At 63.1% G+C, this 24,600-nt stretch carries 20 protein-coding genes; 13 read left to right on the top strand and 7 right to left on the bottom strand.

What is annotated here, in order from left to right; all coding sequences use genetic code 11:
* The first annotated feature begins 8 nt into the window (after positions 1-8).
* The 10 genes from EV286_RS13440 (at position 9) to nadC (ending at position 12,288) form a co-directional block, all read left to right on the top strand.
* Complete coding sequence (locus EV286_RS13440) at positions 9-710, top strand: creatininase family protein (protein WP_132957648.1); 702 nt, start codon at positions 9-11, stop codon at positions 708-710.
* Positions 707-1,726, top strand: a complete 1,020-nt coding sequence (locus tag EV286_RS13435; protein ID WP_132957647.1) for a 2-dehydropantoate 2-reductase — start codon at positions 707-709, stop codon at positions 1,724-1,726. Before EV286_RS13440 ends, EV286_RS13435 begins: the two co-directional genes overlap by 4 nt.
* On the top strand, positions 1,723-2,481 hold the full coding sequence (locus tag EV286_RS13430; protein ID WP_132957646.1) for an SDR family NAD(P)-dependent oxidoreductase: 759 nt from the start codon (positions 1,723-1,725) through the stop codon (positions 2,479-2,481). The genes EV286_RS13435 and EV286_RS13430 overlap by 4 nt, the downstream gene beginning before the upstream one ends.
* Positions 2,478-3,878, top strand: a complete 1,401-nt coding sequence (locus tag EV286_RS13425; RefSeq protein ID WP_132957645.1) for a dipeptidase — start codon at positions 2,478-2,480, stop codon at positions 3,876-3,878. The genes EV286_RS13430 and EV286_RS13425 overlap by 4 nt, the downstream gene beginning before the upstream one ends.
* A gap of 162 nt (positions 3,879-4,040) precedes the next feature.
* Complete coding sequence (locus EV286_RS13420) at positions 4,041-5,894, top strand: ABC transporter ATP-binding protein (RefSeq protein ID WP_207909824.1); 1,854 nt, start codon at positions 4,041-4,043, stop codon at positions 5,892-5,894.
* 23 nt (positions 5,895-5,917) lie between these two features.
* Positions 5,918-7,816: an ABC transporter ATP-binding protein gene (locus EV286_RS13415; protein WP_132957644.1), complete on the top strand. Its 1,899-nt coding sequence runs from the start codon at positions 5,918-5,920 to the stop codon at positions 7,814-7,816.
* Between the two features lie 122 nt (positions 7,817-7,938).
* Entirely contained in the window at positions 7,939-8,847 is a 909-nt protein-coding gene (locus EV286_RS13410) for a hypothetical protein (RefSeq protein WP_132957643.1), read from the top strand.
* Positions 8,848-8,916: 69 nt separating this feature from the next.
* Entirely contained in the window at positions 8,917-9,888 is a 972-nt protein-coding gene (nadA, locus tag EV286_RS13405) for a quinolinate synthase NadA (RefSeq protein ID WP_132957642.1), read from the top strand.
* On the top strand, positions 9,885-11,426 hold the full coding sequence (locus EV286_RS13400) for an L-aspartate oxidase (RefSeq protein WP_132957641.1): 1,542 nt from the start codon (positions 9,885-9,887) through the stop codon (positions 11,424-11,426). Before nadA ends, EV286_RS13400 begins: the two co-directional genes overlap by 4 nt.
* A gap of 1 nt (position 11,427) precedes the next feature.
* Positions 11,428-12,288: a carboxylating nicotinate-nucleotide diphosphorylase gene (gene nadC, locus EV286_RS13395; RefSeq protein WP_132957640.1), complete on the top strand. Its 861-nt coding sequence runs from the start codon at positions 11,428-11,430 to the stop codon at positions 12,286-12,288.
* 32 nt (positions 12,289-12,320) lie between these two features.
* Here the strand turns inward: nadC and EV286_RS13390 are convergent, their stop codons facing one another.
* The 7 genes from EV286_RS13390 to EV286_RS13360 form a co-directional block, all read right to left on the bottom strand.
* A complete protein-coding gene (locus EV286_RS13390; RefSeq protein WP_132957639.1) occupies positions 12,321-13,697 on the bottom strand; it encodes an FGGY-family carbohydrate kinase in 1,377 nt (458 codons plus the stop codon).
* Positions 13,694-14,014 carry an L-rhamnose mutarotase gene (rhaM, locus tag EV286_RS13385; protein WP_132957638.1) on the bottom strand — a complete coding sequence of 107 codons (321 nt, stop codon included), beginning with the start codon at positions 14,012-14,014 and terminating at the stop codon, positions 13,694-13,696. The genes EV286_RS13390 and rhaM overlap by 4 nt, the downstream gene beginning before the upstream one ends.
* Positions 14,011-15,021 carry an ABC transporter permease gene (locus EV286_RS13380; protein WP_132957637.1) on the bottom strand — a complete coding sequence of 337 codons (1,011 nt, stop codon included), beginning with the start codon at positions 15,019-15,021 and terminating at the stop codon, positions 14,011-14,013. The genes rhaM and EV286_RS13380 overlap by 4 nt, the downstream gene beginning before the upstream one ends.
* Positions 15,018-16,007, bottom strand: a complete 990-nt coding sequence (locus EV286_RS13375; protein ID WP_132957636.1) for an ABC transporter permease — start codon at positions 16,005-16,007, stop codon at positions 15,018-15,020. Before EV286_RS13375 ends, EV286_RS13380 begins: the two co-directional genes overlap by 4 nt.
* A gap of 8 nt (positions 16,008-16,015) precedes the next feature.
* Entirely contained in the window at positions 16,016-17,551 is a 1,536-nt protein-coding gene (locus tag EV286_RS13370) for a sugar ABC transporter ATP-binding protein (RefSeq protein WP_132957635.1), read from the bottom strand.
* Between the two features lie 65 nt (positions 17,552-17,616).
* Positions 17,617-18,612, bottom strand: a complete 996-nt coding sequence (rhaS, locus tag EV286_RS13365; protein WP_132957634.1) for a rhamnose ABC transporter substrate-binding protein — start codon at positions 18,610-18,612, stop codon at positions 17,617-17,619.
* A gap of 47 nt (positions 18,613-18,659) precedes the next feature.
* Positions 18,660-19,472 carry a DeoR/GlpR family DNA-binding transcription regulator gene (locus EV286_RS13360; protein ID WP_132957633.1) on the bottom strand — a complete coding sequence of 271 codons (813 nt, stop codon included), beginning with the start codon at positions 19,470-19,472 and terminating at the stop codon, positions 18,660-18,662.
* A 199-nt stretch (positions 19,473-19,671) separates the two neighbouring features.
* On the opposite strand from EV286_RS13360, the gene EV286_RS13355 reads away from it, so the two are divergent.
* The 3 genes from EV286_RS13355 to EV286_RS13345 all read left to right on the top strand — a co-directional run bounded on the left by EV286_RS13355 (position 19,672) and on the right by EV286_RS13345 (position 24,598).
* Positions 19,672-21,768 (top strand): bifunctional rhamnulose-1-phosphate aldolase/short-chain dehydrogenase, encoded by a 2,097-nt coding sequence (locus tag EV286_RS13355; protein WP_132957632.1) that lies wholly within the window; start codon positions 19,672-19,674, stop codon positions 21,766-21,768.
* A 52-nt stretch (positions 21,769-21,820) separates the two neighbouring features.
* Positions 21,821-23,113, top strand: a complete 1,293-nt coding sequence (gene rhaI, locus EV286_RS13350; protein WP_132957631.1) for an L-rhamnose catabolism isomerase — start codon at positions 21,821-21,823, stop codon at positions 23,111-23,113.
* Positions 23,114-23,221: 108 nt separating this feature from the next.
* On the top strand, positions 23,222-24,598 hold the full coding sequence (locus EV286_RS13345; RefSeq protein WP_132957630.1) for an FAD-containing oxidoreductase: 1,377 nt from the start codon (positions 23,222-23,224) through the stop codon (positions 24,596-24,598).
* Positions 24,599-24,600 lie beyond the last annotated feature (2 nt).

Below are 24,600 nucleotides of genomic sequence, written 5' to 3'. Positions count from 1 at the left end.
GAACCATCGTGAAAGTGTCCGAGACGAACTGGCAGCAGATAGAGGCCTATCTGAAGACCGACGACAGGGCGATCCTGCCGCTCGGCAGCACCGAGCAGCACGCGCAGCTTTCCCTTTCGGTCGATTCGATCCTTTCCGAGAAGGTGGCCTCCGATGCGGCCGAGCCGCTCGGCATCCCGGTGTTTCCGGTGGTTCCTTACGGCATCACGCCCTATTTCCTTGCCTATCCGGGCACGATCAGCCTGCGGCAGGAGACCTATATCCGCCTCGTGCGCGACATCCTCGATGGCTTGCGCCTGCAGGGCTTCCGCCGCATCCTCATCGTCAATGGCCACGGCGGCAACCAGCCGGCCGGCAGCCTCGCAATCGAATGGATGGCAGACAATCCGGGGACTGCCGTCAAGTTCCACAACTGGTGGAACGCGCCTCAGACCTACGCGAAGGTCCAAGAGATCGATCCCGTTGCCTCTCACGCATCCTGGATGGAGAACTTTCCCTGGACCCGGCTGGCGGGCACTACGCTGCCCAGCCAGCAGAAGCCGATGATCGACCTAGCGCGCATGCGGGTTATGGGTCCCGAGGCGGTGAAGGCCTATCTCGGCGACGGCAACTTCGGCGGCTATTACGAGCGGCCGGACGAGGAAATGCTGGCCATATGGGACGTCGCCGTCAAAGAGACGCGGGCACTCCTGGAGGGCGCCTGGGCATGAGCGGGCCGATCGTCATCTGGGGCGCGGGCGCGATCGGCGGATCGCTCGGAGCGGCCTTCATCCGTGCAGGCCACGAGGTGATCTTCGTCGACAGCGCCGCGGAGCATGTCGCAGCAATCAATGCCAAGGGCCTCAGGATCGACGGGCCGATCTTCCAGGATACGGTCAGGGCACCGGCCTTCCTGCCGGAGCAGTTCACCGGGATCCATGAGCGGATGTTTCTCTGTGTCAAGGCGCATCACACCGAGGCGGCAAGCCGCGCGCTCGCCCCGCATCTCGCGTCGGACGGCTATGTGGTGTCGGCACAGAACGGCCTCAACGAGCGCGTCATCGCCCCGATCGTCGGCGATCATCGTGTCATCGGCTGCTTCGTCAATTTCGGCGCCGACTATCTGGAACCCGGCGTCGTCCACTATAGCGGCAAGGGCGCCGTGGTCGTCGGCGAGCTCGACGGCAGGATCACCGATCGCATCGAGGAGATCCATGGCCTGATGCAGGCGTTCGAACCTCGGGCAGTTTTGACCGACAACATATGGGGCTATCTCTGGGGCAAGCTAATCTACGGTGCACTCCTCTTCGGCACTGCGCTTACCAACGACAGCATCGCCGACGTGCTGGCAAATCCCGCATGCCGACCGGTGCTGCGCCGGCTCGCGCTTGAGGTTTCGACGGTCGCCGCCGCAAACAACATTCGCCCGGAAGCCTTCGACGGCTTCGACCCGGCGGCATTCGGGCCACAGGCCGCGCCCGAGGATACCAATCGCTCCTTCGACGAAATGGTGGCGCATAACAGGAAGTCGCTGAAGTCCCACTCGGGCATCTGGCGCGATCTCGCGGTCCGCAAGCGCAAGACGGAGGTCGATGCGCAGGTGTTGCCCGTTGTCGAGATCGGACGCTCGCTCGGCGTGCCGACGCCGCTTGCGGCGCGGGTCGTGACGATGATCCACGAAATCGAGGACGGCCGGCGGCCGCTCGACCTCGCCAATCTCGAAGAGCTTGCTGGAGCCGACCGATGAACATCACCTTCGACGGCAAGACCGTCATCGTCACGGGGGCGGCGCATGGTTTCGGCAGGACGATTGCCGAAGCCTTTGCAAGCCGCGGCGCGACCGTCCATGCCTGCGACATCAACGAGGCGGGGCTTTCCGAAACGGTGCGCCTCTGCGGCAGCAAGGCTCGCGGGCATGTCCTCGATGTCGGCAATCGTGCAGCCACTCAAATGGTCATGGCGGAGATCGAGGCGGCATCGGGCTCCATCGACGTGCTGGTCAATAATGCCGGCGGCGTCCGCGGACAGGTCGGCCGACCAATCGAGGAGATATCCGAGGAAGACTGGCAAACGATCTTCGACGTCAACCTTTCCGGCGCGTTCTTCATGGCGCAGGCAGTGGCGCCGGCAATGAAGCGGCAGAAGTCCGGGCGCATCGTCAACATTTCCAGCGGCGCCGGCCTCGGCATCTCGCTCACCGGGATCCAGGCCTATGCGAGCGCCAAGGCCGGCCAGATCGGGCTCACGCGCCAGCTCGCGCACGAACTCGGCCCCTGGAACATCACCGTCAACAACGTTGCGCCGGGTTTCGTACGCTCCAACCCGACGACCGAGCGCCAATGGGAGGCGATGGGCAAGGACGGGCAGGAACGCCTCATGCAGAACATTGCGCTGAAGCGCCTCGGCAAGCCGGACGATATCGCGAGTATGGTCATGTTCTTCGCATCCGACTATGCAGGCTGGATCAGCGGACAAGTGATCAGCGTGGACGGCGGCAAATGACGACAGTGGAAGACTATCTCGAAAGCCATATCGGCGCTTCGGTCGAGATCCTGAAGGAATTCTGTCGCATCCCGAGCGTCAGCACCGATCCTGCCTTTCGCGCCGATATCCAGAAGGCCGCCCGGTTCGTTGCTGCGCGGCTAGCGGAAGCCGGCTTCGCCTCGGTGGAACTCCTCGAGACCGGCGGGCATCCGGCCGTCTTCGGCGAGATCATTGCGGACGAAAACAAGCCGACGATCCTCGTCTATGGCCACTACGACGTGCAGCCGCCTGACCCGCTCGACAAATGGACAACCCCGCCCTTCGAACCGACGGAGCGTGATGGACGCCTCTATGCCCGCGGCGTTTCCGACGACAAGGGGCCGCTGCTGATACCGATCCTCGTGGCGGAAGCCTATCTGAAGACGGTGGGCAGGCTGCCGGTGAACCTGAAGATCCTGATCGAGGGCGAGGAGGAATCCGGCAGCCCCCATTTCGAGGCCGCGTTGGAACGATACCGGGAGAGGCTTGCCTGCGACCTCGTCGTTTCCGCCGATGGGGCAATGTGGCGCCCCGACCGGCCGTCCATGACGGTTGCGAGCCGCGGGCTCGTGGCGCTCGAGGTCACCGTCACCGGAGCGGCCAAGGACCTGCATTCGGGGCGCCATGGCGGCAGCGCGCCGAACCCGATCCGGGCGCTGGCGCAGATGCTCGCCACCATGCATGACGCGGACGGGCGCGTCGTCGTGGCTGGCTTCGAGGATGACGCAAGGCCGCTCGATGCGAAGATCCTCGCGGCGATCGAGGCCGCCGATTTCGACGCGCATGCCTATTACCGCGAAATAGGTTCGCCAACGCCCGATCCGATCGACAGTGGCCGGGAGCTGCTCATCCGCCAGTGGCTGGAGCCGACACTGGAGTTCAACGGCATTTCGGGCGGATACCAAGGGGCTGGGACGAAGACCGTTATTCCTTCATCGGCAAGCGTCAAGATCACCTGCCGGCTCGTCGCTGGGCAGAAGCCGGAGAAAGTGGTCTCCGCGATCACCAAGCATCTCGAAGCCGGATTGCCCAGGGGATACACACTGCAGGTCGATACGAAGGAGCCGGGCAGCGAGGCCTTCTTCGTCGATCCGGATCTTCCGGCGCTGGCTGCGGCGGAAGCGGTGCTCGAAGAGCTTCTCGGGAGCAGGCCGCTCCGCGTCGCCATGGGCGCGACGATCCCGATCGGTGCCGCCTTCCGCAAGCATCTCGGCGTGGAGGCGATCTTCTTTTCCTTCTCGACCTCCGACGAGGACTACCACGCGCCGAACGAATTCTTCCGGCTGGCAAATTTCCGCCTCGGTCTCATAGCATGGTCGCGGCTGCTTCAGCGGCTGGGCGAACCAGCCAGCGCAGAAGGTGCTAATCAACTCTAGGCAGCGATGGTGGGCGTTGTGCAACACCTCCCCCGGAATGCGCCGAAGGGGCAATTTGATGCTTGAACCATGCGGCGGAATCGGCGAAGCTTAGGGTGCTAATCAAATTCTTTCGAACTGCCCGGGAGCGCGTTCGAACAATCAACCGGTCTGGAAAATACCGTGAGCAGCGATGCGTCTAGGAGCGCGACGAAGCCTTCGGCTTCGTTGGCGCACGTCAGTGCAGCAGGCTGGGGCAAAGGCCTCTTCACGCTGGTGCGCATAACCCGAATGGCATTTCGGCATCCGTGGCAGGTAAGTTTCGCGATGGGCGCCACGCTGGTCGCGAGCACCTTCCAGCTGATGATCCCGCGCCTTCTCGGACAGGCCGTCGACCATACCCAGGTGGCGCTGACCGGCGGTGCGGCGGGGCAGATCGCCCAGGACGCGCTTCTGACGACCGCGCTCCTGCTTCTCGGCGCGAGCGTACTGCGCGGTATCTTTACCATGGCGCAGAACTACTACAGCGAAGCCGTCGGCCACCACATGGCCTACGAACTGCGCCTCGCCTGCTACGAAAAGATCCAGCGCCTGTCCTTCAGCTTCCATGATGGCGTCCATTCGGGCGACCTCATCACGATCGGCATGCTCGATCTCGAAGGCGTGCGCATGTATTTCTCCACCGCCCTCGTCCGCATGCTGCTGCTGACGGTGCTTATCGGCATCGGCGCCTACATGCTGCTGTCGACGGATGTCGTTCTCGGACTTCTGGCGCTCAGCTTCGTGCCATTCGTGGCGTGGCGGTCATCGGTGACGCAGCTCCGGCTGCGCGCCACCTGGCTCGACCTGCAGGAGCGACTTTCGGTTCTCACCCGCGTCATGGAGGAAAACCTCGGCGGCATTCGTGTCGTCCGCGCCTTCGCGGCCCAGGACCACGAGATGGAGAAATTCGACAAGGCCTCGGAGAACGCGCTTGAACTCGCGCACCAACGCGTCGGAATCCGCGTCGCAAATACCAGCGCCATGACCTTCTCGTTCTTCGCGGCCATGGGGCTCGTGCTGTGGGTCGGCGGCGGAAAGGTGGCGGCGGGCGAGATGACGGTCGGCACGCTCGCCTCCTTCCTGACCTTCATGACCATATTGCAGATGCCGGTGCGCCAGCTTGGCCTGATGGTCAATGCCTTCGCGCGCGCCTCCACCTGCGGCTCACGGCTCTTCGGCCTGCTCGATCTCGACATCGCGATCAAGGATGCACCTGATGCGAAGCCGCTCAAGGTGACAGACGGCGTGCTGCGCTTCGAAAATGTCAGCTTTGCCTATCCGGCGGCGCCGAAGCGCCCGATCCTGCAGGGCGTAAGCTTCGAAGCACGGCGCGGAGAGACCATCGGCATCGTCGGGCCGCCCGGCAGCGGCAAGTCGACGATCGCCAACCTTATTCCGCGCTTCTACGACGTCTCCGGCGGCGCGGTGACGATCGACGGCCAGGATATCCGCAAGGCGACCCTGCAATCGCTTCGCCACGCGGTAGCGATCGTCCAGCAGGATTCATTCCTCTTCACCACGACGATCGAAAACAATATCGCCTATGGCGATCCCTGGGCGAAGGAACCGCGGATCGAGCGCGCAAGCGAATCGGCTCAGCTCCACAACTACGTGCTGGGCCTGCCGATAGGCTACCGCACCGTCGTCGGCGAGCGCGGTGTCTCGCTGTCCGGTGGCCAGCGGCAACGCCTGTCGATCGCGCGGACGCTGATGCTGAAGCCCGCGGTCATGGTCTTCGACGATTCGACAGCGGCGATCGATGCAGCAACCGAACAGCGTATTCGCAGCGCCATGCGGCGCTACGCCGCCGACCGCGTGACGATCATCGTGGCGCATCGGCTGAGCTCGCTCATGCATGCCGACCGGATACTCTTCGTCGAGGGCGGCCGGATCGTCGAGCAGGGAACGCACGACGAATTGCTGGCGCTCGGCGGACGATACAAGGCGCTTTACGATCTGCAGGTGCGACCGGGCGACGACGCTTTGAGCGCGTAAGAAACCGGCGCTGGAGGAAAGACATGGCCGAGGAAATGGAAACCGAGCGCTCCGACGTTCGCGAGGATGGGCGGCGGCCGCCGAGAGCGGTTGTCGGCTCGCATCGCGTCGAAGAGGAGATGTTCGGCAAGGCCTTCGACGGCAACGTCATCAAGCGTATCTGGGCCTTCGTGCATCCCTATCGCACGCAGATCATCTGGTCGGTCGTCGCCGTGCTGACCTTCACGGCCATGCAGCTCCTGATCCCGCTGATCATCCGCTATGCGATCGACCATGGCATGCAGGCCGGAGGCAACCACGAGGCGCTGATCTGGTCGATCGTCGCCTTCCTCATCGTGATCCTCATCAACTACGCTGCGAGCTATGCGCAGGAGACGCTAGTCGGCAATGTCGCCGAGGAGGTGCTCTTCGACATCCGCAGGGCGATGTTTTCCCACCTTCAGCGCGTCTCGCTGTCCTTCATGGACAAGACCGAGGTCGGACGCCTGATGTCGCGGCTCCAGGGCGACGTCAACTCGATGCAGGAGTTTCTCGAAACCTCCGTGCTTTCGGTCGGCGATATCGCGCTGCTCTTCGGCATCGTCTTCGTCATGCTCTATCTCGACTTCAAGCTCGGCCTGCTGACGCTTTGCGTGCTGCCGGTGCTGTTCGTCGTGCGCCTGTTCTGGCTGCCGCTGGCACGCAAGTCCTTCATGGCCGCCCACGAGACGAATTCGGTCGCGAACGGCGCGCTCGCCGAGGCAATTCATGGCGTGCGCGCCGTACAAGGCATGGACCGGCAGGGCGTCAACTTCATGCTTTACGACGACAAGGCGCATGCCAACCTGCTTACGCACCTGACGGCCGCCCGCTATGCGCAGGTGATGGTCCCGATCGTCGACAGCCTGACGGGCGTTGCCATGGCACTCGTGATCGTCGTCGGCGGCGCACGCGTGTTGAACCAGGCGCTCGATGTCGGCGTGCTCGTCGCCTTCCTCTTCTACATCCAGCGTTTCTTCGACCCGATCCGTTCGCTCACCCTACAATATTCGGTCATGCAGCGCGCCATGGCCTCTGGCCAGCGCCTGACCGAAGTGCTCGACGTGCCAGTCGACATCCGTGATGCTCCTGATGCCAAGGTGCTGTCCCCGCAGATGGACGGCTCGGTGGAGTTCCGTGACGTCGTCTTCGGCTACGATCCGAAGTATCCCGTGCTGAAGAATGTCAGCTTCAAGGTAAATCCGGGCGAGACGGTTGCTCTAGTGGGGCCTACGGGATCCGGGAAATCGAGCTGCATGGCACTGATCCACCGCTTCTACGACGTGCAGAAGGGTCAGGTTCTTGTCGGCGGGCATGACGTGCGCGAACTCACGCAGGATTCGCTCGGCCGCCAGATCGCCATGGTGCTGCAGGAGCCCTTCCTCTTCACCGGCACGGTCTTCGAGAACATCCGCTACCAGAAGGAAGAGGCGACACGCGAAGAGGTGATCGCGGCAGCAAAGGCCGTCGGCGCGCATGATTTCATCATGGGGCTTGCGGACGGCTACGACGCCATACTTGGCGAGCGCGGCGGCAACCTCTCGCTCGGCCAGCGCCAGCTGATCAGCTTCGCACGTGCCCTCGTGGCGGACGCCAAGATCCTCGTTCTCGACGAGGCGACCGCAAATATTGACAGCTACACGGAAATGTTGATCCAGAAGGCACTCGTCAAGCTTCTGGAGAACCGCACCGGCCTCGTGATTGCCCATCGGCTGGCGACCATCCGGGAGGCGGACCGCATCATCGTGCTGCAGAACGGACAGCTGATCGAGGTTGGCAATCATGAGCAGCTGATGGCAAACCGGAAGCTCTACTCGAAGCTCTACAATCTCAACTACGCCTCGTTCGACGACATTCCCGACACGGAGCTGGAGGCAGCGGTCACGACCGGTTCGAGCACCTGAGCGGCCGCAGACTGCCTGCCCGCTAGCTTCTGCGGGCAACCCGCAGAGTATCGCAAGCGATGCATTCCGTTAGCGAATCTGTGCTACAGATCGCCGCATCCTGCGATAGTCGAGAATGGGACGTGAGCGACGATCTTGTGCATATCGAACTGATCGCCGTCCTGGTTGCGGTAACGAGCGACCAGCCGCGCGTAATGACAATCCGGTCGGGCCACGCCCTGCCCTCCGGTCCGTTCGAACTCGGGCACAGATCGCTGCAAGCCGGCCTGCGCGACTGGGTGCGCGAACAGACGGCGCATCCGCTCGGATATCTCGAGCAGCTCTATACCTTCGCGGACAGAGACCGCGATGCGCAGGCGAACGGCGGGCGCACGATCTCGATCAGTTATCTGGGACTTGCGCGGGAAGAAACGGCCACCGTCGCCGACGCATCGGGTTGGCGCGGATGGTACGACTACTTTCCCTGGGAGGACCATCGCCAGGGGCTGCCGCAGATCCTCTCCGGCATCACCGAGCGCCTGCAGGCTTGGGCAAGGAGTGCGGATAGCGCAGCCCAGACAGAGCATCGGCTGCGCCGCGTCGCCTTCGCCTTCGGCCTGGACGGATCGGGCTGGAACGAAGATCTATGCCTTCAGCGCTACGAGCTTCTCTACGAGGCGGGGCTCGTCGCGGAATCCAATCGGCCGGAAATGGCGGGCAGCGGCACCGGCATGATCGCCGACCACCGGCGGATCCTTGCCACCGGCATCGCCCGGCTTCGCGCCAAGATCAAATATCGCCCGGTCGTCTTCGAACTGATGCCCGAGGATTTCACGCTGCTGCAATTGCAGCGGGCCGTCGAGGCGCTTGCTGGCCTCCGGCTGCACAAGCAGAATTTCCGCCGGCTGATCGAACAGCAGGATCTGGTCGAGGAGACCGGCGGCACGGAGAGCGATACCGGCGGCCGCCCCGCCAAGCTCTTCCGCTTCCGCCGCGCCGTCGTCGAGGAGCGCGCCATGGGTGGGACAAAATTGCCGCTCTTCCGCAATTGACTTTATGCTCAGCGTGAGTATATCTAGGACCATAGATATGCTCACAATGAGTATAAAGGTAGACCAGCCATGAACCATGTACCGTCGCTCTCTTCGCTCTATGACCGTGTCAGCCGTGTCGTGCCGAAAGCGGAATGGATGTTCTTCGAAGATGATGTGCGCGCGATCCTCGATCTCAAGCGCAGGCGCAATGCCGTCATCCTCGCGCACAACTACCAGACGCCGGAGATATTCCACTGCGTCGCCGATATCGTCGGCGATAGCCTCGCGCTTGCCCGCAAGGCCGTCGAGACCGATGCCGAGGTCATCGTTCTTGCAGGCGTTCACTTCATGGCGGAGACGGCAAAGCTGCTCAATCCGGCCAAGACGGTACTGATCCCCGACATGGGGGCGGGCTGTTCTCTGGCGGAATCGATCACGCCCGAGGACGTGGCGCTGCTGCGGCAGGCGCATCCGGGCGTACCCGTGATCACCTATGTCAATACGTCCGCGGCGGTGAAGGCGGCATCCGACATATGCTGCACGTCAGGCAATGCTAGGCAGATCGTCGAATCGCTCGGCGTGCCGCGCGTGATCATGATTCCGGACGAATTCCTGGCCCGCAATGTCGCCAAGGAGACCGATGTGGAGATCATCGCCTGGCACGGGCACTGCGAGGTGCATGAACTCTTTACCGCCGCCGACGTACGGCAGCTTCGGGAAAACCATCCCGGCGTCATGGTGCTCGCCCACCCCGAATGCCCGCCTGAAGTCGTTGCGGAGGCCGATTTCGCAGGCTCCACCGCTGTCATGTCGGATTATGTCGGCGCGCACCGCCCGGCCCGCGTCGTGCTGCTCACCGAATGCTCGATGAGCGACAACGTCTCGGTCCACCATCCGGATATCGAATTCATCCGCCCCTGCAATCTCTGCCCGCACATGAAGCGGATCACGCTGTCCAACATTCGTGAAGCGCTGGAACTCAACCGTCACGAAGTCACGGTCGATCCGGCGATCGCCGCCGACGCACGGCGTGCGGTCGAAAGGATGCTCGCCCTATGACGGAGATCATGCGCGGGCCGGCGGAGCGCGTCGTGATCGTCGGCAGCGGCCTCGCCGGGTTGATGACGGCGCTTGCGCTCGCGCCACGGCCGGTGCTGCTCGTCACGCGCTCGGCGCTCGGAACGGAGGCTTCGAGCCCCCTCGCCCAGGGCGGTATCGCGGCGAGCCTTGCCGCAGATGACAGCGCGGAGCTCCATCTCGCCGATACGCTCGTAGCCGGCGACGGGCTTTGCGATCCGGACATCGCGCGCGGAATCATCGCGGAGGCACCTGGCGCGATCTCCGCGCTGGAGCGTCTGGGTGTCCGGTTCGACCGCGACGCAAGCGGCGCACTCCTTTTCGGCCTCGAGGCTGCCCATAGCCGGAGAAGGATCGTTCATGCGGGCGGCGATGCCACCGGTGCGGCCGTCATGCGTGCCCTAGTCGCCGCGGTTCGCAAGACACCCTCGATCGCGGTCCTCGAAGGCTTCGAGGCGCGGCGGCTCGTCACCGAGGGATCTATCGTCACAGGCCTGCTCTGCGCGAACGGCACGGCCGCGCCTGTCCTCCCGACTGCAAGTGTAGTGTTGGCGACCGGCGGCCTTTGCGGGCTCTACGACGCGACGACCAATCCCGCCGGCAATATCGGCCAGGGCATCGCCCTTGCCGCCCGCGCCGGTGCGATCCTTGCGGACATGGAGTTCGTGCAGTTCCACCCGACCGCGCTCGATTCAGCGCGGAAGCCGCTTGCCCTGATCAGCGAAGCGGTGCGCGGCGAAGGTGCCCGGCTGCGCAACGAGAGGGGCGAGTTCTTCATGGAGAGGATCGCCGGCGGCGAACTCGCGTCACGCGACGTCGTCGCACGGGCGATCAGTGCCGAACTGGCCAGAGGCGGACGAGTCTATCTCGATGCCCGCGAAGCCCTGGGCAACCGTTTCCAGTCCCGCTTTCCGGCCATTGCAGCACTTTGCCATGAAGCAGGCATCGATCCCACCCGCGACCTCATTCCCGTTCGCCCGGCAGCGCACTATCACATGGGCGGTGTCGCGACGGACGCTGAGGGGCGCAGTTCCGTCCGAGGCCTCTGGGTGGCAGGCGAAGCGGCGTCGACCGGGCTCCACGGCGCCAACCGGCTCGCCAGCAACTCGCTCCTGGAAGCGGCCGTCATGGGATTGCGTGTCGCGCGCTCGATAGATGCGAGCGCCTATGCCTCCAGCGACGTGCCGGCTCTCGGCGCTCTTCCGACGGCGCCGGACGCCAGCGCCGTCCGCCCGATCGTCTCGCGCCATCTCGGTGTACTCCGCGACGCAGCGGGGTTGGAAAGCGCGATCGCGGCTCTGTTGGCGCTCGCGGAAGGCTGCTCAGCGGCTACCGATGCCGCCGCTGTTGCCCTGACAATGGCGGTATCCGCGCATCTTCGCACCGAGTCTCGCGGCGCGCACACGCGAATTGATTACCCGGCAAAAGATCTGCTTTCTCGTCGCCGGTTCATCACCCTTGCCGAGGCGCTCGACAGCGCCCACAGCCTCGCCACACCTCGCCTCGCCCGGAGCGCATAACATGCCCCTTTCCCCGCTTCCACGCATAATCATCGAACCGCTGGTACGCGCCGCGCTCCAGGAAGATCTCGGCCTTGCAGGCGACATCACGTCGATGGCCGTCATTCCTGCCGACCACCACTCGACGATGGTCTTTGCCGCCCGGCAGGCCGGCGTCGTCGCCGGGCTGGATGCCGCCGAGCTCGCGTTCCAGCTGGTCGATCCTGCAATCACCCTCACGCGCAAACTCGATGACGGTGCGGCCATTCTCCCTGGCGACATCATCGCGACGGTCTCCGGCCCGTCCCGCGGGATCCTGACCGGCGAACGCACCGCGCTCAATTTCCTCGGCCATCTCTCGGGCATTGCCAGCACGACGGCGGGTCTCGTCGCTGCGGTGGCCGGGACGAAGGCCGCAATCGCCTGCACCCGCAAGACGACACCCGGTCTCAGGGCGCTGGAGAAATATGCAGTGCGGGCGGGGGGCGGCATGAACCATCGCTTTGCGCTGTCGGATGCGGTGCTCATCAAGGACAATCATGTCGCCATTGCCGGCGGCGTCGCCGAGGCGATCCGCCGCGCGCGCGCCGGCGTCGGCCATATGGTGAAGATCGAAGTGGAGGTGGATACGCTCGACCAGCTTCGCGAAGCCATGGAAATTGGCGTCGACGCCGTGTTGCTCGACAACATGTCGCCGGATGAGCTGCGTGAGGCTGTCGGCATCGTTGCCGGCCGGGCAATCACCGAGGCGTCGGGCGGCATCACGCCCGACACGGTCGCCGCGGTCGCAGCCTCCGGCGTCGATCTCATCTCCGTCGGCTGGTGCACGCACAGCGCGCCAAGTCTGGATATCGGACTGGACGTCGTCGAAACGGCGGCGTGAAGGGGCGGCAGACGCCGCCTCGAAGACAACCGCTAGGCAGTCTCCGCTATGGCGGCGTACCACGCCTTCCGGTACGGGCTGAGATCGATCCCGTCCGCCCGGTACTCCGTCGCCCTCTCCGGCGGCGGAAACTGTGCGCCGGTCAGCATCGCTGCGCCATGCGCCGTACCGGTCGCGCCGGGCAGGCCGGTGACGGGGCGCCCGGTCAATGCTGCGAGCGCAACGAGATATTCCCGATTGGCCGCAAAAGGCCCTTCGACCAGCGATGTGCCCCCGGCGCCGATCAGCTCGAGGCACGCCTCCGTCATCAGCGCGGCATAGATCGATGCGGCGGCGTAGCGTTCCGCGGCATCTTGGGGCTCCTCCCCCAGCCACCGCATCTGCCTGCCGGGAAACGGTCCCGAGCCGGCAACGACATTCGGCAGGAGCATGATCTGCTTCACCACGACATTGCGAAATGCTTCCGTCATGGCCTCTGCCGAAGGTACCGGATGGCCATGCGTCAGCATCTCGAACTCGCGCCCACCCATGAAGCGCGAGGATGGCACGGCACGCCCATAGGCATCGACATTGGCGAGCGCGTCGCGCTTGGGGTCGAGATGATCGAGATCGCCACCGACGGCGAAATTGATGACCCAGGTACCCGTCGAAACCACGGCGAATGGCGCCTCCCGGCCGACGAGATGCGGCAGGAGCGAGGCGTTCGAATCATGGATGCCGCAATAGACGGGAACCGAGATGCCGATCTCTTCGGCGATCTCCGGCAGGACTGGGCCGAGTGTATCGAAGGCGGAACGGATCGGTGCCATGCGATCGTGGATGCCGAGCCTATCGACCAGCGAAGAATAGGTACCGGCCCTCGGATTCCAGAGATCGGTGTGGCAACCGAGCGAGGTGAGTTCGTTGGCGGTGACACCCGTCAGCCGCGCCGACCAGTATTGCGCATAGGTGAGGATCGTCCGGACTCTAGCGAACTCCGCGGGAAAGGCGGTTTTCTGATAGTGCAGCTGGGCGCCGACATTCAGCCCCATCGGCAGGCGCGGCGAGAAGGTTTCCGAGAAAGCAGGGCGAAGCGCATCGTAGGCGTCGCGGATAGCCTGCGGATACTCGTGCTCATAATCGATGACCGGCATGGCGAGCCTGCCATCGCTACCGAGCAGCGCGGCGGCCGCGCCGTGGGTGGTGATCGAGATCGCGTCGAAGCCGGGCGTTCTGGCGAAATCCTTCAGCGCGTTCAGCGTGAAGGCCCAGAGCGCCTCGATATCGTAATGCGGGTAAGGATCGGTTCTGATGACCGTGTTCGGCGTGCGCACGGCGGCGATTTCCGCGCCGGTCGCGCTGTCGATCACCACGACCTTGGCATTGGTCTTGCCGATATCGAGAACGGCGATGCGGCGATAATCGCTCATGGCATATGGAAGACGGTGACGAGGTCGCTTTGGACGGGTGAGTTATCCGGATTCGTCTCCATGATATCGGCCATGTGCGCCCACCATTTCTTCATGACGGGATGTTCCGGCAGGCTCGTCATCGTGTGATCCGCCGGGCGGGTCAACACGCCGAAGAGCGTATTCGTCTCGCGGTCGAGGTGGATGGAATAATCGCTGGCGCCCGACTGATGCAGCAGGTCAACCAACTCCGGCCAGATCTCGTCGTGCCGTTTCCTGTATTCGGCTTCCATGCCGGGGTTCAGCTTCATCTTGAAGGCGTGTTTTTCGAGCGTCATCGGGAACTCATGGCTTGGATGCGGCGTGCGATGATCGGGATCGCGATGGTGATGATGAGCAGCAGGCCGATGAAGATCGACATGACGATGCCCGGCACATTGAGCAGGCCGAGGCCGAAGGTGACCAGACCCATGACGAAGGCGGCGATGACGACGCCACCGATCGTGCCCGAGCCGCCGAGGATCGATATGCCGCCGAGCACGACCATGGTGACGACTTCGAGTTCCCACCCTTGCGCGATCGACGGACGCGTGGAGCCAAGACGCGAAGTCAGGCAGATCGCAGCGATACCGCTCATGACGCCGGTCAGTAGGAAGAGGATGAATTTGACACGCTCGACCGGGATGCCGGAGAAGCGGGCGGCAAAGTCGTTGTTGCCGATCGTATAGACCTGTCGGCCGAAATTCGTCGCGTGCAGCAGGATGGCAAAGAGGATCGCCAGCACGATGAAGAGCACGAATTCGAAGGAGAAGACCCAGACGACGTAGCCCTGGCCGAAATAGGCGAAATCGGCGGGATATTTGCCATAGGCCTGGTCGCCGAGCACGATGTAGGAAATGCCGCGGAAGAGGCTCATGGTGCCGATCGTGACGACGATCGAGGGCAGCTTCAGCACCGAGACGAGGAAGCCGTTGAACATGCCGCAGACAAGGCCGGTGCCGATGCCGATCAGGACAAGGCCCGGCGTACCCACACCGACCTGCGCGGCCGCACCCATGGCGGTCGAGGCGAGCGCGATGATGGCGGCAACCGACAGATCGATCTCGCCGGCAATGACGAGCAGCGCCATCGCAAAGGCGATCATCGCCTTTTCGGTAAAGTTGAAGGTGGCGTCCGAAAGATTCCAGGCATTCAGGAAGTAGGGCGACGCCAGCGAATTGAAGATGAAGATCGCGACGGCGACGCCGAAGAGCAGCACTTCCCAGCTCGACATGATGCGCTTGAACGGCGTGCCGAGCCGATCGGGAATGACGCGCTTTTCGGGAGTGGTGGAAACCATGCTCATGCCGCAACCTCCGCTGCTGCCCGGTCTCGCAGGATGATGCGGCCGCGGTTGCGCTCGCGCCGCGCGTTGAAGACGACGGCTAGGATGATGACGGTGCCGGAGATCGCCATCTGCGTGAAGGGCGAAATGCCGATGACGGGCAGTGCGTTCTTGATGACGCCGAGGAAGAGCGCGCCAAGCACGGTGCCCGCGACCGAGCCGACGCCGCCGGCGATGGAGATGCCGCCGATGACGCAGGCGGCCACGCTGTCGAGTTCGAAGCCGTTGGCGATGTCGACATAGGCGACCGCGTAGCGCGATACCCAGAGATAGCTGGAAAGGCCGGCAAGCGCGCCGGAAAGCACGAAAGCAAGGAATTTCGTGCGGCCGGTATCGACGCCCGCGTAGACGGCGGCGGTCGGATTGCCGCCCGTGGCATAGGCCGAACGGCCGAATTGCGTGTATTTGAGCAGCATGTACATCACGAGCACGATGACGATCGCTACCCAGCTCAGGACCGGCATTCCGAGAATGTTCGTGCGCGGCACGGAAAGGAAGGTCTCGGTCATCTGGTGCGCGTTCACCCAGGCGCCGCCCGAAAGCACGAAAGCCATGCCGCGATAGATGGTGAGCGTTCCGAGCGTAACGACGATCGGCGGGATCTCGAGCTGCCAGACGAGCAGGCCGTTGATCATGCCGAGCAAGGCGCCGATGAGGACAGCCGCCAGGATCAGCACCACGAGCGGCAGGCCGGGATAGGCAGCATTCATCATGGCGATCGCCATGCCGGTGAAGGCGAGGTTCGCAGCGACCGAAAGATCGATCGATTTCGTCAGGATGACCGTCATCTGCGCCAGCGCCAGGATGATCAGGATCGCGGTATCATTGAAGATGCCGGCAAGATTGGAAGGTGTGGCGAAGTCGGAGGCGCGCGTCGAGAAGACCGCGATCATCACGACGATGATGAGGAAGAGCAGGGTTTCGCGTTTTCTGATCAATCTGGCCATGCTCACCCTCATGCGTTTCCGGTCGCCGCGCGCACCAGCGCCTCCGGCGAAAGTTGATTGCGCTCGAAGAGCCCGGCCGAAAGCCCTTCCTTCATCACCAGCACACGATCCGACATGCCGACGATCTCGGGCAACTCGGACGAGATCATGATGATCGAGAGCCCCTCGGCGGCGAGTTCGCTGATGAAACCGTGGACGGCCGCCTTCGAGCCGATGTCGATGCCCTTGGTCGGCTCGTCCAGGATGATGACCTTCGGCATGGTCGCCAGCCACTTGCCGATGACCACCTTCTGCTGGTTGCCGCCCGAAAGAGTACCGACAGGCACGGAAAGCGCTGCCGCGCGAAGATCCAGTCTCTCGGCATATTTGCGGGCAAGCGCGAATTCGTTAGCCGCCTTCAGGAAGCCCTTGCGCGAGGTGCGCGCCAGCGAAGGCAGCGTCATGTTCTGGTAGATCGGCATCGGCAGCGCGAGCCCATGGCGGCCGCGCTCCTCCGGCACGTAGACGATGCCGGCGCGAATGGCGTCGTGGGGAGAATGGATTGAGACGTCCCTGCCCTCGAGCCGCAGCTGGCCCGACAGCGGCCGGGTGATGCCGAAGAGCGATTGCGCCAGTTCCGACCGTCCGGCGCCGATCAGGCCGTAAACGCCGAGGATTTCGCCCTTGCGGAGCGTGAAGGAAATGTCGCGGAATTCGGTGCGGTGACTGTAGGACTGGACCTCGAGAACCGGGCCACCGATCTTCACGTCCAGCTTTGGAAAGGCGTTCTCGACGTCGCGGCCGACCATCATGCGGACGATCTCGTCCTGCGGGGTCTCCTTCAACTTGCCATGGCCGATATCGCGGCCATCGCGGAAGACGACGAAATTGTCGGCGATCTCGTAGAGCTCGTCGAACTTGTGGCTGATGAAGAGGATTGCCTTGCCGCTCGCCTTCAGGCCCTCGACGATGCGGAAGAGATCATCGATCTCCTTGCGGGAGAGTGCGGCGGTCGGCTCGTCCATGATGACGATGCGGGCTTCGATCGAAAGGGCGCGCGCGATCGCGACGAGGTGGCGCTGTGCAATCGAGAGATCCTTGAGGCGGATCGTCGGATCGATGTTGCTCTCGAGCGAGACCAGCAGTTCGTGCGAGCGGCTGTTCATCAGCTTCCAGTCAATGGTGCGGTAGCGCGTGCGCGGCGCGTGGCCGAGGAATATGTTCTCGGCAACCGTCAACTCGTCGAAGAGCACGGTCTCCTGGTGGATGGCGGTCACGCCGGCGTCGATGGCCGCCTGCGCGCTCGCAAAGGTTACCGGATGGCCGTCGACGATGATCTCGCCCTCGTTCGGCCTGTAGATGCCGGTCAATATCTTGACGAGCGTCGACTTGCCGGCGCCGTTTTCACCGATCAGCGCAGTCACCTTACCCGGGTAGAGCGCGATACTGACGTTATCAAGCGCCTTCACACCGGGGAAGATCTGGGAAATGCCGCGCATCTCCAGGATGGCGGGCACTTCACCGGGCACTGCGGCCCTGACGGGTTTTTGAAGGACAGTGGTCATCTGCAAAACCATGAGAAAAGAGAAACCCGGCGGCGCGCCGCCGGGTGCCCAAGCAGTTCCGGAGATCAGAAAACCTTCGAGAACTGGTCAATGTTCGAGGCGTTGTAGACGAAGGGGTCGGCCATGGCCGCTTCGCTGTTTTCGCCAACCTTGATCTTGCCCATGCGGCCAGCTTCGATCTCGCTGCCCGGAGCGCCGTCCGTGTCACCCTTGACGAGGTGATAGGCGATCTGGGTTGCGGAATAGCCGAGGTCGATCGGGTTCCAGATGGCGAATTCCTTCGTAGCGCCCGACTTGATCGCGCCGGCCATTTCGGAGGGAAGGCCGAGGCCCGTCACGTAGACCTTGCCGACGAGACCCTTGTCCTCGACGACCTTGGAAGCGGCCAGAACGCCGACCGTCGTCGGAGCGACGATGACCTTGACGTTCGGGTTGGACTTCAGCAGGCCTTCGGCTTCACGATAGGACTTGTCCGAAAGGTCGTCGCCGTAGACGGTCGTCACGAGGTTGAGACCATCGAAGTCCTTGAGCTGCTTCTTCATCTGGTCGATCCAGATGTTCTGGTTCGTCGACGTCGTCGTTGCTGACAGGATGGCGAAATCGCCCTTGCCGCCGTCAAGGTGGTCCTTGACGAGCGTCAGGCACATCTTGCCGATCAGCTCGTTGGACGACGGGTTGAGCTGCAGGATGCGGCCTTCAGGAGCCACGCCGGAATCCCAGGAGATGACCTTGATGCCGCGCTGGGCTGCCTTCTTCAGGGCCGGAACGACGGCGTCAGGATCGTTCGCCGAGATCGCGATGGCATCGACGCCCTGGGCAATCAGCGAGTTGATGACTTCGATCTGGCCTTCGGCCGTTGTCGTCGTCGGGCCGGTGTAGATGACCTCGACGCCGCCGAGTTCCTTCGCGGCTTCCTGTGCGCCCTTGTTTGCGGCATCGAAGAAGCCGTTGCCGAGCGACTTCACCACGAGGCCGATCTTCATGTCGGCAGCGCTTGCCGCGCCACCCATCATGGCGACGGCGAGCGCGATGCCCACCGCGAATGTCTTTGCAAGTTTCATGCGTTTATCCTCCCACTAAGATTAGACTTCCACACCTTGCCGGCGCGTCATGCGACCGACGAGGAATCCTCCTTCGCGTCCTGCGACGCGGAATTTGCAATGATGAGCGCCACGCCGGCGTTTTCGATCATCCGCGCCGCTTCCTCCGGAATGCCCTCGTCGGTGATGATCGTCGAAACCCGCTCCAGCCCACAAAGAATGAGACTCGAGCGACGGTTGAACTTGCTGGAATCGACCATGACGACCAGTTCGTCGGCCTGGTGCATCAGCTTCTGTTCGCTCTGAATGATCTGCGCATCGGCTTCCATGATGCCGAGCGGGCCGACGCCCTGGGCACCGATGAAGAAGCGCCGCGCATAGAAATTGCGGATCGCGTCATTGTCGAAAGGCGAGAGAATCAGGCTCTGCTCGCGATAGATCACGCCACCCGGAACCGTCACAGTGTTCTTCGAATGCTTGACCAGATGTTCGGCGATGGCAAAGGAATTGGTCATGACCTGCATGCGATGGCCGGCCATGAAATGCACCATCTGGAAGGTGGTGGTGCCGCCATTGATGATGATCGCGTCGCCCGGCTCGCACAGATCGACGGCCCTGCGGGCGATTGCGCGCTTCTTATCGATATTGACTGATTCTGAAACGCGGAAGGGCCGGCCGGCGAGATTGCCGAGCTGCGGCGGATGCACCGCTTCGGCGCCGCCGCGCACACGCCTGATCTTGCCCTGCACATGCAGAGCCGCGATGTCGCGCCGAATCGTCGCCTCCGAGGCGTCCGTCAACTCGGAAATGTCCTGGATCGTGACGACCGACTTTTCCTGAACGGCGCTCAGAATGATGCGATGGCGTTCGCGTTCGTGCATGGGGCTCCTCCTGTGCCATACTTATTTCGTATCCACTAAATCCTGTCAATCAAAAACGATCATAAATCTTCATACTGCGCTGCAGCATAATCGAATTTGATCGTTTTCGATTGACAACGACAGATCTGATGCGCGATACCATCAGCGAAAACGTGCGGTTTACTGCCGCGCTTTCGAAGGAATTCCTAGGGAGGATGACATGGCGGCGAACGTCCGGCTTCTTGAAAACCGGTGGGATGATGGTTACGCAGCGGGCCTCGACGAGCCCGGCAAGCTGCTCTATCGCTCGAATCTTCTGGGTGCCGACAAGCGCATCACGAACTATGGTGGCGGCAATACCTCGGCCAAGGTCATGGAAACCGATCCGCTGAACGGCGAGAAGGTCAAGGTCCTGTGGGTCAAGGGTTCCGGCGGCGACGTCGGCACGATCAAGCTCGACGGTTTCGCGACCCTCTACCAGGACAAGCTGGAATCGCTGAAGAAGATCTATCGCGGCGTCGAGGACGAGGACCGGATGGTCGGCTTCCTGCCGCACTGCACCTTCAATCTCAATGCCCGCGCGGCATCGATCGACACGCCGCTGCACGGCTTCGTGCCCTTCACCCATGTCGACCACATGCATCCGGATGCGATCATTGCGATTGCCGCTTCGAAGAACTCGAAAGAGCTGACGAAGCAGATCTTCGGAAGCGAAATCGGCTGGCTGCCCTGGCGCCGCCCCGGCTTCCAGCTCGGCCTCGACCTCGAAGCCTTCGTCAAGGCAAACCCGAACGCCAAGGGCGTCGTGCTGGAAAGCCACGGCCTCTTCACCTGGGCCGACGATGCAAAGGCCTGCTACGAGCTGACGCTCGACATCATCAACAAGGCGATCAAGTGGTTTGCCGAGCAGACCGAAGGCAAGGTGATCTTCGGCGGCGCTGCGGTCGATAGCCTTCCAGTCGCTGATCGTCGCGCGATCGTTGCGCGGCTGATGCCGGAAATCCGTGGCCGCATCGGCAAGCAGGAGCGCAAGCTCGGCCATTTCGACGACCAGAATGCGGTGCTCGAATTCGTCAACTCCAAGCAGCTTCGCCCCCTCGGTGCGCTCGGTACCAGCTGCCCGGATCATTTCCTGCGCACCAAGATCCGCCCGCTGATCGTGGACTTCGATCCGGCCAAGCCGGATGTCGACGCAGTCGTCGCCAGCCTCGACAAGGCACTCGAAGACTATCGGGCCGACTACGCGCGCTACTACAACGACTGCAAGCATGACAATTCGCCGCCGATACGCGACGCGAATCCGGTCATCTTCCTGGTGCCTGGTGTCGGCATGCTCTCCTTCGCACGCGACAAAGCGACGGCCCGCATCGCGAGCGAATTCTACGTCAACGCCATCAACGTGATGCGCGGCGCCTCGACGGTTTCCGAATATCAGGGCCTGCCCGAGCAGGAGGCCTTCGACATCGAGTACTGGCTGCTCGAAGAGGCGAAGCTGCAGCGCATGCCGAAGCCGAAGAGCCTTGCCGGCAAGGTCGCCTTCGTCACCGGTGGTGCCGGCGGCATCGGACGTGCGACGGCTGCACGGCTGGCCAGCGAAGGCGCCTGCGTGGTGCTTGCCGACATCGATGCGGCAGCGCTTGAAACGACCGAAGCCGACTTCAAGAAGCAATACGGCGCCGACGCCGTGCGCACCGTGAAGCTCGATGTCACCAAGGAGGATGGTGTCATCTCCTCCTTCGCGGAATCCTGCGTCGAGTTCGGCGGCATCGACATCCTCGTCTCGAATGCTGGCATTGCCTCCTCGGCACCGATCGAGGCGACCGAGCTTTCGACGTGGAACAAGAACATCGATATCCTGGCGACCGGCTATTTCCTCGTCTCGCGTGAAGCCTTCCGCCTGTTCCGCAAGCAGGCGCTCGGCGGCAACGTCGTCTTCGTCGCCTCCAAGAACGGTCTTGCCGCTTCCCCGAATGCGGCGGCCTATTGCACGGCAAAGGCGGCGGAAATCCACCTCGCCCGGTGCCTGGCGCTCGAAGGCGCCGACGCCGGCATCCGCGTCAACACGGTCAATCCGGATGCGGTCCTGCGCGGCTCGAAAATCTGGAGCGGCGAATGGCGCGAGCAGCGCGCGGCCTCCTCGAAGATCGAGGTGGATGAGCTCGAGGAACATTACCGCAAGCGTTCGATGCTGAAACTCAACGTCTTCCCGGAAGACATCGCAGAGGCAATCTACTTCCTCGCATCCGACCTTTCGGCGAAGTCGACGGGCAACATCATCAACGTCGACGCCGGCAACGTGCAGAGCTTCACGCGCTAAGAACAGGCGGCGGGCTCAAGGCCCGCCGCAACCGATTTTCTGGGAGGAACCAATGGCTGAATTCAGGATTGCGCCGGATCTGGTCGCAGCGGAAAACGACAAGCGCGCTTCGGCGCTGAAAGCCGACTATGAAGCGCTAGGTGCAACGCTTGCCCGCCGCGGCGTCGACATCGAGGCGATCACCCGCAAGGTCGCCGAATTCTTCGTAGCCGTGCCCTCCTGGGGCGTTGGCACGGGCGGCACGCGCTTTGCCCGCTTTCCTGGCACCGGCGAGCCGCGCGGCATCTTCGACAAGCTCGACGACTGCGCCGTCATCAACGAGCTGACCCGGGCAACGCCGACCGTTTCGCTGCATATTCCCTGGGACAAGGCGGATGCGAAGGAACTGAAGGCGAAGGGGGACGCGCTGGGCCTGAGCTTCGACGCCATGAACTCCAACACCTTCTCGGACGCTCCCGGCCAGGCGCACTCCTATAAATACGGTTCGCTCAGCCATACGGATGCCGCGACCCGGCGGCAGGCGATCGAACACAATCTCGAATGCATCGAGATCGGCAAGGCAATCGGCTCGAAGGCACTCACGGTGTGGATCGGCGACGGCTCGAACTTCCCCGGCCAGAGCAACTTCACCAAGTCTTTCGAGCGCTACCTTGCCTCGATGGGTGAAATCTACAAGGCGCTGCCGGATGATTGGCGCCTGTTCTCCGAACACAAGATGTACGAGCCGGCCTTCTATTCGACGATCGTGCAGGACTGGGGCACCAACTACCTGATCGCGCAGACGCTCGGCCCGAAGGCCTATTGCCTCGTAGACCTCGGCCACCATGCGCCGAACACCAATATCGAGATGATCGTTGCCCGGCTCATCCAGTTCGGCAAGCTCGGCGGCTTCCACTTCAACGATTCCAAATATGGTGACGACGACCTCGATGCGGGCGCGATCGAGCCCTATCGCCTGTTCCTCGTCTTCAACGAGCTCGTCGATGCCGAAGAGCGTGGTGCCAAGGACTTCCATCCGGCACACATGATCGACCAGTCGCATAACGTGACCGATCCGATCCAGAGCTTGATTTCCAGCGCCAACGAGATCCGCCGCGCCTATGCGCAGGCGCTCATCGTCGATCGCAAGGCGCTTGCCGGCTACCAGGACGAGAACGACGCGCTGATGGCTTCCGAAACACTGAAGCGCGCCTACCGCGCCGATGTCGAGCCGATCCTCGCCGAAGCCCGTCGCCGCGCCGGCGGCGCGATCGATCCGATCGCGGCCTATCGAGCAAGCGGTTACCGGAAGAAGGTCGCAGAAGAACGCCCGGCATCGACGGCCGGCGGCGGCGGCATCGTCTGAGCCTCCCACACGCCGCCGGTAGCCAGGCGGTGGTTGCAATAAAAGCGCTTCTCATTCACCTTGTCAGCGTTCCGCACAATGGAACGGGATGGATGGGAGGCGCTTGCCATGAGCCGAAAATTCGACGCCATCATCATTGGTGCGGGCCAGGCCGGACCATCGCTTGCCGGCCGGTTGACGGCAGCCGGCATGACCGTTGCCATGATCGAACGCAAGCTCTTCGGCGGCACCTGCGTCAATACCGGCTGTATGCCGACGAAGGCGATGGTAGCCAGCGCCTATGCGATCCATCTCGCCAGACGCGGAGCCGATTACGGCGTTTCCATCGGCGGCGAGATCGCGATCGACTTTCCAAAGATGATGGCCCGCAAGGCAAAGGTGACCCTCGATTCCCGCACTGGCGTAGAGCGCTGGCTGCAAGGCATGGCCGGATGCACCGTGTTCAAGGACCACGCACGCTTCGAAAGCCCGACCGAGGTTCGCGTCGGCGATGAGATCCTTACTTCCGAGCGCATCTTCATCAATTGCGGCGGCCGCGCATCGGCGCCTGACTTTCCCGGCATCGATGAGGTCGACTACCTGAACAACAGCTCCATGATGGATCTCGCGGAGTTGCCACGCCATCTCGTCATCGTCGGCGGCAGCTATATCGGGCTCGAATTCGGTCAGATATTCCGCCGCTTCGGCTCTGAGGTGACGATCATCGAGAAGGCACCACGTCTCGTCGGCCGCGAGGATGAGGATGTCAGCGACGCGATCCGCAACATCCTCGAGGACGAGGGGATCGCATTGCGGCTGAATGCTGAATGCATCCGCTTCTCACGCCATCCTGAGGGCGTTGCCGTCGGCGTCGACTGCACTGCCGGGGCGCCCGAGGTCGTTGGCTCCCACGTATTGCTCGCGGTCGGGCGGCGACCCAACACCGACGATCTCGGTCTCGACAAGGCCGGTATCGAAGTCGATGCACGCGGCTACATCGTCGTCGACGACCAGCTTCAAACCAATGTCAAAGGCATATGGGCGATGGGCGACTGCAACGGCAGGGGCGCTTTCACGCACACGGCCTACAACGACTTCGAGATCGTCGCCGCCAATCTGCTCGACAACGACCCGCGCCGCGTCAGCGACCGGATCCCGACCTACGGGCTCTTTATCGACCCGCCGCTCGGGCGCGCCGGCATGACAGAGACGGAGGCGCGCAAATCCGGCCGCAAGCTGCTGATCGGAACGCGGCCGATGACGCGCGTCGGACGTGCCGTTGAAAAAGGTGAGACGAAGGGCTTCATGAAGGTCATCGTGGATGCGGACACGAAGGAAATCCTCGGCGCCTCTATCCTCGGTACCGGCGGCGACGAGGCGGTCCAAAGCATCCTGGACGTCATGTATGCAAAAGCACCCTACACGACGATCGAGCGCGCCGTCCACATCCACCCGACCGTGACCGAGCTGATACCGACCGTGATGGGCAGCCTTGCCCCGGCCTGACA

Source organism: Rhizobium sp. BK251 (genome assembly GCF_004345245.1).
GTDB lineage: Bacteria > Pseudomonadota > Alphaproteobacteria > Rhizobiales > Rhizobiaceae > Rhizobium.
This window is presented reverse-complemented; position numbering and strand designations above follow the sequence as displayed.

What these genes read in the sequence shown, in the direction of transcription:
- EV286_RS13380 (WP_132957637.1), bottom strand. Translation starts at nt 15,021, where the DNA reads ATGAGCATGGTTTCCACCACTCCCGAAAAGCGCGTCATTCCCGATCGG.
- EV286_RS13390 (WP_132957639.1), bottom strand. Translation starts at nt 13,697, where the DNA reads ATGAGCGATTATCGCCGCATCGCCGTTCTCGATATCGGCAAGACCAAT.
- EV286_RS13355 (WP_132957632.1), top strand. Translation starts at nt 19,672, where the DNA reads ATGGCGGCGAACGTCCGGCTTCTTGAAAACCGGTGGGATGATGGTTAC.
- rhaM (WP_132957638.1), bottom strand. Translation starts at nt 14,014, where the DNA reads ATGACGCTCGAAAAACACGCCTTCAAGATGAAGCTGAACCCCGGCATG.
- EV286_RS13430 (WP_132957646.1), top strand. Translation starts at nt 1,723, where the DNA reads ATGAACATCACCTTCGACGGCAAGACCGTCATCGTCACGGGGGCGGCG.
- EV286_RS13345 (WP_132957630.1), top strand. Translation starts at nt 23,222, where the DNA reads ATGAGCCGAAAATTCGACGCCATCATCATTGGTGCGGGCCAGGCCGGA.
- nadC (WP_132957640.1), top strand. Translation starts at nt 11,428, where the DNA reads ATGCCCCTTTCCCCGCTTCCACGCATAATCATCGAACCGCTGGTACGC.
- rhaS (WP_132957634.1), bottom strand. Translation starts at nt 18,612, where the DNA reads ATGAAACTTGCAAAGACATTCGCGGTGGGCATCGCGCTCGCCGTCGCC.
- rhaI (WP_132957631.1), top strand. Translation starts at nt 21,821, where the DNA reads ATGGCTGAATTCAGGATTGCGCCGGATCTGGTCGCAGCGGAAAACGAC.
- EV286_RS13435 (WP_132957647.1), top strand. Translation starts at nt 707, where the DNA reads ATGAGCGGGCCGATCGTCATCTGGGGCGCGGGCGCGATCGGCGGATCG.
- EV286_RS13360 (WP_132957633.1), bottom strand. Translation starts at nt 19,472, where the DNA reads ATGCACGAACGCGAACGCCATCGCATCATTCTGAGCGCCGTTCAGGAA.
- EV286_RS13425 (WP_132957645.1), top strand. Translation starts at nt 2,478, where the DNA reads ATGACGACAGTGGAAGACTATCTCGAAAGCCATATCGGCGCTTCGGTC.
- nadA (WP_132957642.1), top strand. Translation starts at nt 8,917, where the DNA reads ATGAACCATGTACCGTCGCTCTCTTCGCTCTATGACCGTGTCAGCCGT.
- EV286_RS13400 (WP_132957641.1), top strand. Translation starts at nt 9,885, where the DNA reads ATGACGGAGATCATGCGCGGGCCGGCGGAGCGCGTCGTGATCGTCGGC.
- EV286_RS13415 (WP_132957644.1), top strand. Translation starts at nt 5,918, where the DNA reads ATGGCCGAGGAAATGGAAACCGAGCGCTCCGACGTTCGCGAGGATGGG.
- EV286_RS13370 (WP_132957635.1), bottom strand. Translation starts at nt 17,551, where the DNA reads ATGACCACTGTCCTTCAAAAACCCGTCAGGGCCGCAGTGCCCGGTGAA.
- EV286_RS13375 (WP_132957636.1), bottom strand. Translation starts at nt 16,007, where the DNA reads ATGGCCAGATTGATCAGAAAACGCGAAACCCTGCTCTTCCTCATCATC.